This is a genomic window from Nitrospiria bacterium (assembly GCA_035517655.1).
Taxonomy (GTDB): domain Bacteria; phylum Nitrospirota; class Nitrospiria; order JACQBZ01; family JACQBZ01; genus JACQBZ01.
The window spans coordinates 1-10,747 of record DATIYJ010000001.1 but is presented as its reverse complement, the minus strand read 5'-3'; the positions used below and the strand labels follow the sequence as shown (position 1 = coordinate 10,747).

15 protein-coding genes are annotated in these 10,747 nt (G+C 61.5%); 13 read left to right on the top strand and 2 right to left on the bottom strand.

Going from position 1 to position 10,747, the window contains the following annotated elements; genetic code table 11:
• Nucleotides 1–81 precede the first annotated feature (81 nt).
• Nucleotides 82–330, top strand: a complete 249-nt coding sequence (locus VLY20_00075) for a hypothetical protein (protein HUK55039.1) — start codon at nucleotides 82–84, stop codon at nucleotides 328–330.
• Nucleotides 331–762: 432 nt separating this feature from the next.
• Here the strand turns inward: VLY20_00075 and VLY20_00070 are convergent, their stop codons facing one another.
• Nucleotides 763–969 carry a hypothetical protein gene (locus tag VLY20_00070; GenBank protein HUK55038.1) on the bottom strand — a complete coding sequence of 69 codons (207 nt, stop codon included), beginning with the start codon at nucleotides 967–969 and terminating at the stop codon, nucleotides 763–765.
• Between the two features lie 293 nt (nucleotides 970–1,262).
• Here VLY20_00070 and radA point away from each other — a divergent pair, with 293 nt between their 5' ends.
• From radA to VLY20_00015, 11 genes are read left to right on the top strand one after another with little or no spacing between them, the layout of a single operon-like run.
• Nucleotides 1,263–2,627, top strand: a complete 1,365-nt coding sequence (gene radA / locus VLY20_00065; GenBank protein HUK55037.1) for a DNA repair protein RadA — start codon at nucleotides 1,263–1,265, stop codon at nucleotides 2,625–2,627.
• A 50-nt stretch (nucleotides 2,628–2,677) separates the two neighbouring features.
• On the top strand, nucleotides 2,678–3,502 hold the full coding sequence (locus tag VLY20_00060) for a hypothetical protein (GenBank protein ID HUK55036.1): 825 nt from the start codon (nucleotides 2,678–2,680) through the stop codon (nucleotides 3,500–3,502).
• 10 nt (nucleotides 3,503–3,512) lie between these two features.
• On the top strand, nucleotides 3,513–4,313 hold the full coding sequence (gene tsaB, locus VLY20_00055; GenBank protein HUK55035.1) for a tRNA (adenosine(37)-N6)-threonylcarbamoyltransferase complex dimerization subunit type 1 TsaB: 801 nt from the start codon (nucleotides 3,513–3,515) through the stop codon (nucleotides 4,311–4,313).
• The gene (gene rimI / locus VLY20_00050) at nucleotides 4,310–4,831 is read left to right on the top strand and encodes a ribosomal protein S18-alanine N-acetyltransferase (protein ID HUK55034.1); all 522 of its coding nucleotides are present in this window, start codon (nucleotides 4,310–4,312) and stop codon (nucleotides 4,829–4,831) included. The genes tsaB and rimI overlap by 4 nt, the downstream gene beginning before the upstream one ends.
• The gene (locus tag VLY20_00045) at nucleotides 4,812–5,051 is read left to right on the top strand and encodes a DUF465 domain-containing protein (GenBank protein ID HUK55033.1); all 240 of its coding nucleotides are present in this window, start codon (nucleotides 4,812–4,814) and stop codon (nucleotides 5,049–5,051) included. Before rimI ends, VLY20_00045 begins: the two co-directional genes overlap by 20 nt.
• A gap of 9 nt (nucleotides 5,052–5,060) precedes the next feature.
• Entirely contained in the window at nucleotides 5,061–5,342 is a 282-nt protein-coding gene (gene tatB, locus VLY20_00040; protein ID HUK55032.1) for a Sec-independent protein translocase protein TatB, read from the top strand.
• The gene (gene tatC, locus VLY20_00035; protein ID HUK55031.1) at nucleotides 5,339–6,109 is read left to right on the top strand and encodes a twin-arginine translocase subunit TatC; all 771 of its coding nucleotides are present in this window, start codon (nucleotides 5,339–5,341) and stop codon (nucleotides 6,107–6,109) included. The genes tatB and tatC overlap by 4 nt, the downstream gene beginning before the upstream one ends.
• Before the next feature lie 21 nt (nucleotides 6,110–6,130).
• Nucleotides 6,131–7,177 carry a hypothetical protein gene (locus tag VLY20_00030; GenBank protein ID HUK55030.1) on the top strand — a complete coding sequence of 349 codons (1,047 nt, stop codon included), beginning with the start codon at nucleotides 6,131–6,133 and terminating at the stop codon, nucleotides 7,175–7,177.
• A gap of 2 nt (nucleotides 7,178–7,179) precedes the next feature.
• Nucleotides 7,180–8,091, top strand: coding sequence for a hypothetical protein (locus tag VLY20_00025; GenBank protein ID HUK55029.1), 912 nt, complete (start codon nucleotides 7,180–7,182; stop codon nucleotides 8,089–8,091).
• Complete coding sequence (locus VLY20_00020; protein ID HUK55028.1) at nucleotides 8,088–9,242, top strand: PQQ-dependent sugar dehydrogenase; 1,155 nt, start codon at nucleotides 8,088–8,090, stop codon at nucleotides 9,240–9,242. The genes VLY20_00025 and VLY20_00020 overlap by 4 nt, the downstream gene beginning before the upstream one ends.
• A complete protein-coding gene (locus VLY20_00015) occupies nucleotides 9,229–10,089 on the top strand; it encodes an alpha/beta hydrolase (protein HUK55027.1) in 861 nt (286 codons plus the stop codon). The genes VLY20_00020 and VLY20_00015 overlap by 14 nt, the downstream gene beginning before the upstream one ends.
• 28 nt (nucleotides 10,090–10,117) lie before the next feature.
• Here VLY20_00015 and VLY20_00010 read toward each other — a convergent pair whose 3' ends face one another.
• Entirely contained in the window at nucleotides 10,118–10,423 is a 306-nt protein-coding gene (locus VLY20_00010; protein ID HUK55026.1) for a transcriptional regulator, read from the bottom strand.
• 102 nt (nucleotides 10,424–10,525) lie between these two features.
• Here VLY20_00010 and VLY20_00005 point away from each other — a divergent pair.
• Nucleotides 10,526–10,747, top strand: a 222-nt coding sequence (locus VLY20_00005; protein HUK55025.1) for a type IV pili twitching motility protein PilT, incomplete at its 3' end; no start/stop codon positions are given.

Genomic DNA, 10,747 nt, shown 5'->3' with positions numbered 1-10,747 from the left:
AACCATCCTTCGACGATAACTCGCCGAGGACTTTGTGGTTCCCGCCGTAGTATCTTCCCTCCCCATAAGGAGGGAGGGTTCATGTACGAATGCCGTTGTGCGGTGGATGGGAAGAAGCTGGCGGAGATTGCGAGGCCCCCGTTGCCGGATCTGATCTATCGCTACCGCTGTTGCTGCGGCCAGGATCGCAACGTTCCCGCCTCCGTTGATCCAGTGACCCATCGAGTCGTTGCGCGGGACATCTGCGTCTGCGGGAATAAGGTCATGGAATTCCTTGGCCATCTGGTCCGGATCAAGTGCAGGGCCTGCAAGGCCATACAGAAGTTTTAACAGAAGTTCACACTGAAAAGAAAAAGCTCCGAGGCTCCCTGAGAAGCCCGTGAGGTCACGGATGTGACCCACGGGTTTTTTCTTGCCTGTCCCGTCATGTTCGCAGACGGGAGCCTAAGGCCAGGGAGCCGGCTTGGAGGAGATTCGGAAGCTCGACGAGGCTCTTGAAAAAGAGATCGCCTCAGAGCCCTTCATCCAAATTGATCTTTTAGATCGCCCTGCCTGCCGGCAGCCACGGCGCATCGTATAAAGATGAGCCCGATGTTCCAATCGTGTTCTTGATAAAGACTGTTCGGTGTGGTAGTTTAATCATCAACAGGAGGTTTTGCATGGCACAAACTCTTGAGGCCAAAGTCACAAAGAAAACAAAAAAAGCATCCAGATCGAAATCTCCAGGGCGAATTTTGAAGCCTTTTGCGATGCCATCGGTCTCTATCGGAGGGAATTTTTGGATGCCTTGGATGCGTCTGAGCGGGACCATCGTGCAGGAAGGGTAACCAAAAGGCGGTCTTTACGCGATTTGATCGAGTAGCCGTCCACGATGATCGAGATCTCGACCACGGCCACATTCGATCGACTCTTCAAGAAACCGCCGTCCACCGTCCAGCGAAAAGCCATCACAAAAACGGACCTGTTCAAGAGCAACCCGTTCCACCCGTCGCTTCACACCGAAAAAAGCGCCCCAAGGAGCATGAAGTTTGGAGCTTCCGAGTCGACCAAGCTTACCGGATTATCTTTAAATTTGTCGGCCCCAATCATGCCGAACTCCGTTACGTCGGTCACCACCATTCCATCTACGACTTTAACCTTTTCAAATAACCCGTCACATACCTACTCCTAATCATCTGCCGACGTTCCAGTGCCCGGGTTGATTTTCACCCCCCCGATGGATTATGATAAACATTCTCACCTATTTAATAGCCCGGTGAATTATGCCCCGTCCCAAAACGTCGTTTGTTTGCCAGAACTGCGGCTATTCTTCCCCCAAGTGGCTGGGGAAATGTCCGGACTGCGATCAATGGAACAGCCTCCAGGAGGAGACGGCCGCGGCCGCGGCGCCGTCGCGCTGGATGGCGTCCGAACGCAGCCCGCAGAAGCCCCGGCCGATCGGCGAGATCCCGCAGGCGGCGGACGACCGTTTCTCCACCGGCATGGGGGAGTTGGACCGGGTCTTGGGCGGGGGGGTCGTGGCCGGTTCGATGGTGCTGATCGGCGGCGACCCGGGCATCGGGAAATCCACGCTGCTGCTCCAGGCGTTTCAACGGATCAGCCGGGACCGGCCGGTTCTCTACGTCTCCGGAGAGGAGTCGCCGCACCAGATCAAGATGCGCGGCGGGCGGCTGGGGGTTGATTCCAAAAATCTCTTGATCCTGTCCGAGACCTCGCTTGAAGAAATCCTGAAAACCGCGCAGTCGTTGAAACCCCGCGCGATCGTGATCGACTCGATCCAGACGGTCTATACCGCGCAGATTACTTCCGCCCCCGGAAGCGTCAGCCAGATCCGGGAGTCGGCGGCGCAGTTGATGATCCATGCCAAGCAAACGAACACGCCGACCTTCCTGGTCGGCCATGTCACCAAGGACGGCTCGATCGCGGGGCCGCGGATTCTGGAGCATATGGTCGACACGGTGCTCTATTTCGAGGGCGACAAGGGCCATCCGTACCGCATCCTCCGCGCCGTGAAAAACCGCTTCGGCTCGACGAACGAGATCGGCGTCTTTGAAATGAAATCGCTCGGGCTGGAAGAGGTCTCGAACCCCTCCGAGCTTTTTTTAAGCGAACGGCCGTCGAACACGGCCGGTTCGGTCGTCGTCTCCAGCATCGAGGGGACGCGGCCGATCCTGGTCGAACTCCAGGCGCTCGTCACCCCCACCAACTTCGGCCTGCCCCGGCGGATGGCGATCGGCGTGGACCCCAACCGGGTCTCGCTGCTCCTCGCCGTCCTGGAGAAACGCGCCGGGCTGCAGCTCCAGGGACAGGACGTCTTCATCAATGTCGTGGGCGGGATGCAGATCGACGAGCCGGCGGTGGACCTGGGGATCGTCGCGGCCGTCGCGTCGGGATTTCGGGAGCGGCCGCTGGATCCGAAAATTCTGGTGCTGGGCGAAGTGGGCTTGGGCGGCGAGGTGCGGGCGATCCATCAGGCCGAGGTCCGGCTTCGCGAGGCGGCCAAGATGGGGTTCAAGCAGTGCCTGTTGCCGGAGCGGAACCGGACGAGGCTCGGCGGCGTCGAGGGGATCGATGCGATCGGCGTCGGCCATATCCGACAGGCCCTGGAAATTCTTTTTGGGAAATAGATGATCAGGGGTTTTTAAGAGTGCCTAGGGGTCCGGGTAGATGGCTGCCGTTGAGCCTAGCTCTGATGATGGTGCTGATCGGCGGCTGCGGTCCCCGGTATGTGATCGTTCCCCAAGCGCCGCTGCTCTCGGCGTCGCTCCAGGACCTCCTCGGCCGTCTGGACCGGCGGACGCGGTCGATCGAGACGCTTAAGGCGCTCCTTGAGATTCGTTCGGATCGGCAGGCGGCGGTCACGGCCCGCTTGTATTTTTCCCGCCAACCGGAAGGAGCGCCCCCGTCGCTCCGTTTGACGGCCTTTGATCCGTTCGGGGGAACGTTGTTCGACCTGATCGGATCGAACGACCGCGTCCTGCTGACGATCCCGAGTCAGGGGCATGTGGTCGAGAGCGGACCGGCCAACGGGGGCTCGCTTTTGCTGCCGGCCGAATCCGGGCTGGAGGCGTCCGAGTTGCGGCTGGCCGTATCAGCCCTGGTCGGCCCGTATGTCGAAGCCGGAGAAGTCCCCGTGTTGGAGCAGGTCGGTCCGGATTATCTGATTCATTTGATCCGCGTCTCGGGCGGGGGCGGGCGCTTGGCGAAGCGGCTCTGGATCGAACGAAGCGGACTGCGGTTGACGCGCGAAGAAATTTTTGAGCCCGCCGGGCCGTCCGTGGATCCCAACGGCTCGGCCGCGGCCGAGGACAAGGCCACCGTTGTGGAATTTCTGGACTATCGACCGAGATCCGTGCCGGCGGGGGCCGAAATCGACTGGCCCGACCGGGTGGTCATGACAAAGCCGCCGGCCGGGACCGGGGAGCCGGCTCGTCTCGAATTGAAGTTCGTCGAGGTCCGGCCCAACGCGGCGATTTCTCCGGAGGAATACAGGATCCCGTGAAGGATCAACGATGAAGATACTGGCGATCGAAACGGCGACCGGGTTGGGGGGCGTGGCCCTCGTCGAGGACGAGACGCTTCGGGTCGAATACCGGCTCGATATGACGATGGCGCATGCCGAGCGGCTGATGGTCCTGGTCGACCGTGCGCTGGGGGATTGCGGCTGGGTTCTGGACGATCTGGACGGCCTGGCCGTCTCGATCGGCCCGGGCTCCTTCACGGGGCTGCGCGTCGCGGTGAGCACGGTGAAAGGCCTGGTCTTCGGAACCTCGCTGCCGGTCGCGGCGGTGCCGACGCTGGAAGCCATGGCCTGGAATGTTTGTCCGGGCGGTCACGGCGTCTGCCCGATGATCGACGCCAAGAAGGGGGAGGTGTACGCCGCGCTGTTTTCATGCGAAGCCGGCGGAGCGCTGAAACGCGTGATGGAGGATCAGGTTATTTCGCCGGAGGCGCTGTCCGAGCGCCTCGGCGCGTCGTCGGACCCGCCGACCGTCTTTCTGGGCGACGGGGCCTCACGGTACCGGGCGGTTTTGGAGAAACGCCTCGGCGTCCGGGCCGTCTTTGCGCCCATGCCGTTGTCGGGGCCTCTTCCATCCACGGTGGCCCGGCTGGGCCTTCAACGGATCCGGCGCGGCGAAACGTCGGACGGGCGGACCCTCGTCCCGGCCTACGTCCGGCGGTCGGACGCCGAGGTCAACTGGGAAAGAGGGGTCGCCCCGAAAAGACTGGACTTGAAACATAATAGGGATCAGCACGGGCCCCCACATAGGGAAGGGGGCGGCGCGGGCCCCCGCAAGTCGGACCGGTCATGAGACGCGAGGAGGTGAAGGGGGATCGGAAAATAACGATTCAGCCGATGACCGCGGCGGACCTGGATGCGGTGATGCGGATCGAGGAGGCTTCCTACACCCAGCCCTGGAAACGGTCGATGTTCGAGACGGACTTGCGCGGCAATCCGTTTGCCCGCTTCTTCGTGGCGCGGGATGCCGATGCGGGCGCGGTGACGGGCTATGTCTGTTTCTGGAAGGTGTTTGCCGAGTTGCATTTGATGAATCTGGCGGTCGACCCGGACCGGCGGAGGTCGGGCATCGGGGAAGAGCTGGCGCGTTGGACCCTTTCGTGGGCCGGGGAAAACGGCGTCCGTCTGATCACGCTGGAGGTGAGGGCCTCCAACGAAGCCGCGAAGCATCTGTATGATAAACTGGGTTTTAAGCGGGTCGGGGTCCGGCACAATTATTATCGCGATCCGCGCGAGGACGCCTTGATCATGAATTGGTCCGAAGGAAGTCCCTTGGAGAAGGAGGTTGGCGATGATGGAGAAACCGTTTGAGTTTCGGGACGCGTTGCGTCAACGGAATGCGGAATTCCAAAAATTGGAGGAAACGCACCATCGGTTGGAACGGGAACTGAACGAATTGATCCGCCGCAAGACCCTGACGCCCGAGGAGGAGTCGCACAAGAAACAGATCCAGGTGGAAAAGTTGCACACGAAGGATCGCCTGGAAGCGATCCTCCGTGAATACACGAAACAGCATTCGCCCCATTCCTGAGGTGAGACGATGTTCGGGATCGGACTTCCGGAACTGATCGTGATCTTGGTCATCGCCCTGCTGGTGGTGGGGCCGCAGCGATTGCCGGAGCTGGCGCGGGCCCTCGGCCGGGGACTGGCCGAGCTGAAGCGCGCCACGCAGGACTTGAAAGACGAGATCGACGCCGAGGTTCGGAAGATCGACGAACCGGCCGAGGCGAAGTCCCACGGGACGGGGCCGGCGGACGGGGCTCCGCGACCGACGCCGGAAGCCGGGGCGCCCGCCCCTCCGACCGGGGAGAAAGAATCATGAAGGCTCTCTCCTCGCCTCCCGCCGAAGGACCGCGGATGTCGATCACCGGTCATCTGGAAGAGCTCCGGAGCCGGCTGCTCAAGGTTGTCTGGACCGTGCTCGGCGGGATGGTTCTCGCGTACGCGGCGTCGGACATCCTGATCGGATGGCTCAGACGGCCGCTGGCCGGGGACCTCTACTTTTTTTCTCCGATGGAGGCCTTCTGGGTGACGGTCAAGGTGTCGTTCTTCGCGGGGCTGTTTCTGGCCCTCCCGGTGGTGCTCTACCAGATCTGGCGTTTCGTGTCGCCCGGCCTCCATCCGCATGAGCGGCGGCTGGCCGTGCCCTTCGTGCTGATCGGCTGCTTGTTTTTCGTCCTGGGATTGGCCTTTTGTTATTTTGTCGTCGCTCCGTTTGCGTTGAATTTTCTGGTGGGGTTCGGGGTGCAGCAGGGGTTGAAACCGGTCATTTCGATCGGGCTCTACATGGATTTTCTGCTGAAATTTCTGCTGGCCTTCGGCGTGGTCTTCGAGCTGCCCCTGGCGATCACGATCCTCGCCAAGCTGGGGCTCGTGACGCCGCAGTTTTTGTCGCGCTATCGTCGCTACGCGATTCTGGTGAACGCGATTCTGGCCGCGATTCTCACGCCCACGACGGACGTCTTCAATATGATGCTGATGATGGTCCCGCTGATGGTTTTCTATGAGCTGGGGATCCTGGGCGCCCGGTTCTTCGGGCGGAAACCGGTCCGGTCGGCCGTGGCCGGGGAGGCCAAGAGCGAAGCCTGACCCCATGAGGAGGAAGAGCGCATGAACCCGCAATACCGATGGAGAATGGTCGTGATGATCCCGGGACTGGTCTCGTTGATCGCGGCGGCCGGTCCTCAACGCGCGGAGAGCCAGATGGACATGCCGGACCCCCGCAACAGCGTGCAGGCCCTGGCGCTGGACCGGAACGGCACCCTGTTCATGGGGACGTTCGGCAACGGCATCTTCAAGAGCCGGGACGGCGGGCTTCATTGGGACTCGATTTCGGAAGGGTTGGGCGATCCCTACATCATGACCCTGTTGATCAAACCGTCTCCCGAGAAAAAGCCGGGGGCTTCGAAATCGATTCTTTTCGCCGGAACGGCCCGGTTCGGCGTCTTCCGAAGCCGGGATGAGGGCCTCCACTGGGAGAAGGTGAATAACGGCCTGATCAATACGCAAGTCTCGGCCCTGCTTTACGATTCAAAAAATAAGCTCTATGCCGCCACCGGGAAGGGCGTGTTCCGGAGCGAGGATCACGGCGATCACTGGACGGCCCACAACACCGGACTGGACGATGTTCTGGTGCGCTCGTTGATCATCGACCGCAACGGATCGCTGTACGCCGGGACCGGGGGCAAGGGCCTCTACAAGCGCAAGTCCGCCCGGGGGGACTGGGAGCAGCTTTCCAGGGGGTTTGAGGGCGACCGGGGACTTCTGGAAAATTTCATCCGGGTCCTGACGCTCGGAGCGGACGGAACCGTTTACGCCGGAACCTTCGACGGGGGCGTCTTCACCACCCGGGACGGGGGAAAAAGCTGGAACGACTTGAACCAGGGCCTGGTCAACCAATCGATCCGGGCGATCCTGGCGGGAAAAGACGGCACGTTGTATCTCGGCACCGGCCGGGGGATCTTCGCGCGCGGTCCGAAGGATACCCGCTGGAGCTCGATCAACGGGGCGCTGGAGGATCTGAATGTCCAGTCCATGGTGATCGACGACCAGGGACATCTCTATGCCGGCACGGCGCAACATTTGTACAAAGGCTCCGCGAAGGGGGACTGGGTCCCCCTCACGAAACAGCTGTTCGGCGCGAAGGGGGGAATGTAAGGTTGTCGAAGACGGTTTCGCACGATCCGTTGAACATCCTGATCGTCCATGGCATGGGCGATCAGCCCAAGGATTTCTCGAAAAAGTTTCAAAAAGAGCTCCTTTCGAAGTTTAGACGCTCGCTTGAGTATTTGATCAAGGACCATTTTCTCGCCGATTCTTTCGTGTCCGAGCCCCTCAATTTCATACCGGGCTGGTGGGCGCCGGTGATGGACGCGACCCAGAAGGACCTGGAAGGCCGGATTTATAAAAAGAAGATTCCCTTCCTTCGAAAATTCGGGATGAGCTTCATGGGGGACGTGATCGCGTATCAGGGCGGGCCCGTTTACAACGAGATCCACCGGTGTCTGGGCGAAGCGCTTCGCGCGCATCTTAAACCCGGCAGCGGTCATCTCACGATCATCGCCCACAGCCTCGGGAGCGTGATCGCCTCCGATTTCGTGTACGATCACACGATCAAGATCGGCAAGACCTTCCAGGACGGCTTCGGCGTCTCCTTCTCGAACTTCTTCACGCTGGGCTCGCCCCTGGTCCTTTATGCCATGCGGTCGGCCAACGGCGAGGAGTTCAGTCCGGCCCGGGTGTTGGACCATTTTGACCGGCCGGTGCGGGTCGAGTCCGAAACGGGTTACTGGCTGAACCTCTTTGACGATAACGACATCATCGGTTACCCGATCAAGACGATCAACCGCCATCATCAGGAGGCCGTGACGGCGGATCTCGCCGTCGACGTCGGGGATCTCCTCTCCCGTTGGAACCCGTTGAGTCACGCCCATTACTGGGAAGACGGCGGTGTTGGCCGGATCCTCGCGGATAAACTCGCGATCGATTTTGCCGCGATCCATCTGGGGTTGAAAGGGCCGGACCTTCAGGCGGCGCTGGTCCAATTCCGGCGCCGGTACAACTTCGGATGAAGCCGATCCGTCTCCTTCTCATGACGGCCGTGGTCGTCCTGTGCGCTTCGGTTCTGCGGGTTTCAACGGGCTGGGCCGGTTTTTCCGAGGAACCGGTCGCGACCGGCCTCGATTTCCCGGTGACGATCGCCTTCGCCCCCGATGGACGGCTCTTCTTCACCGAGCGGTATTCCGGCCGGGTCCGGGTGATCGCGGACCCCGCGTCCAAACAACCCCGTCTCCTTCCCGACGCGGTCTATCGTTTCGGCCCGGTCTCCGGTTTTTTCGAGCGCGGACTGCTCGGCCTGGCGCTGGACCCCGATTTTAAGACCAACGGCTATCTCTATGTCTATTATTCCCATCGGGGACAAAATGCGAAGACCGACCCCTACCGGCACCGCCTGATGCGGATCACGGTGAAGGGCGACCGGGGGGAAGCGCCGGTCGCCCTGCTGGACCGTCTCCCGATCGGAAGCGCATCCGAGTCCGGGGCCGGCAATCACAACGGCGGCATCCTGATCTTCGGACCGGACGGAAAATTGTATCTCAGCATCGGGGATCTGGCCGTCCCGCGCCACGCGCAGGATCTTAATTCCTTCGCCGGAAAAATCCTGCGATTGAACCCGGACGGCACGGCCCCGGCCGACAACCCCTTCTACGATCCCGGGCATCCGGCCGCGCCCCGGTCCTACGTTTACGCGTACGGTCTGCGGAACAGCTTCGGTTTGACGTTCGAGTCCGGCCCGCCCGGGAAGGCCCGCTTGTTCGCGACCGAGAACGGGCCCGCCACCAACGACGAATTGAACATCATCGGGCCGGGAAAGAATTACGGATGGGACGACGACCGGGTCAGCGGGGTCCGGGACAAACCGGGTTACGTCGATCCGATCCTGGTATACCACCGGACGATCGCGCCGACCGGGATCGCGTTCTATACCGGCGCGCGCTATCCGGAAATCTATCGCGGAAAGCTCTTCTTCGCGGACTGGAACGAGGGGCGGATCCGCATGGTGACCCTCGCCGGCCGGGATTCGGTCGAGGCGGTTGCCGTGCACGATGATCTCTTTCAGCATCGGGAAGGGGTGGTGGGGCTTTCCATGGGCCCGGACGGGCTGCTTTATTTCACGACGCCCAAGGGCATTTATCGCCTGGTGTACGATGACGCGCATTGATCCGGAGCGGGTCTTCCGCCGCCTCGTGCCCGCGATCCTCCGGATCGGCGCTTGGATCGGGGCGGGCGTTGTCGCGCTGGGCTTGTCGGCGGGGTGCGGCCTGGACAAGCCGTTTGTCTTCCATCCGGACCGCGAGATCCAGCGGACGCCGGAAGCGGTCGGGCTTGCCTACGAGAACGTCTTTTTCAAAGCGGCCGACGGCGTCCGCCTGAACGGCTGGTTCGTCCCCGGTCCGGATCCGTCCAGGGTGATGATCTGGTTTCACGGCAACGGCGGAAACATGAGCCAGCGCGTCCGGAGGCTCCGCTTGTTTCACGATGAGCTGGGCCTGTCGGTCTTTATCTTCGATTACCGCCAGTACGGTCGGAGCGGAGGATCGGTCACGGAAGAAGGCACGTACCGGGACGCCGAGGCGGCCTTGCAGTACGTGAAAACCCGCACCGGACTTCTGGCCAAACGGATCATTTATTTCGGCCACTCGCTCGGAACCGCGGTGGCGGTCGACTTGGCCGTGGAGGCCCCCCCGCGCGCGTTGATCCTCGAGTCCCCCCTGACCTCGATCGATGACGTGGCCCGTGTGAAGCTGCCGTATCTTCCCGTGGGCTTCCTGATCCGCGACAAGTACGACTCGCTGTCGAAGATCGGAATGGTCCATGCGCCCCTGATGATCTTCCACGGCGAACGGGATCAGACGATCCCCCTCGAGCAGGGGCGGCGGCTGTTCGCGGCCGCCAATCCCCCCAAGGAGTTTTACATCATCCCCGGCGCCGACCACAACGATACCTACCTCACCGGCGGACCGCCGTACTGGGAGGCCTGGAAGCGGTTTTTGGACCGCCTCGAATGACGAGGATCTTCAATCGTTTCCCGAAAACCTAGGCGGAAACGATTCGAAACGCCGGCGGGGCGATCCCTTCGTGACGGCATCGGGGACAGCGGCTGGGGTTGGTAAATCGGCGGCGTTCCGAGAAGATAAATCCGCACTTGTTGCAAACGGCCGCTTCGATGACCAGCCGCTTCGGCGGGTGAAGGCTTCTCGCGACGTGCTCCATGTGGGCGACCGCCTCCTTTTCGGAAATCCGGATCGCCTTGGAAAGATCCCGCGCCGTCATCGGGCCTTTTTCGAGCTCGGCCGTGATGAGCTGCCGCAGGGTCATTTCGCGGGGCCTGTCCTTTGTCACCGATTTCCCTCCACCTTCCGCCTTAAGCCCGTCCGATCATTATAAAGGCGACTTGCCGAAAAGTCATCCCGATGCTAAACTCATTTTATTGCGGAGCGCGCGATGGCGAAAATCGACGGGCTGTTCAAGCTTCTCAGAGAGAAAAAAGCATCCGACCTCCATTTGTCGCCGGGGAACCCGCCTCTGATGCGGGTGGCGGGCGATCTGGTCCCGATGGCCTCCCAGAAACTGACGCACGAAGAGAATCACGCGCTGCTTTTTGAAATGATGAGCGAGCCCCAGCGGAAACAGTTCGAGGCCGGCCGCGACATCGATTTCGCCTAC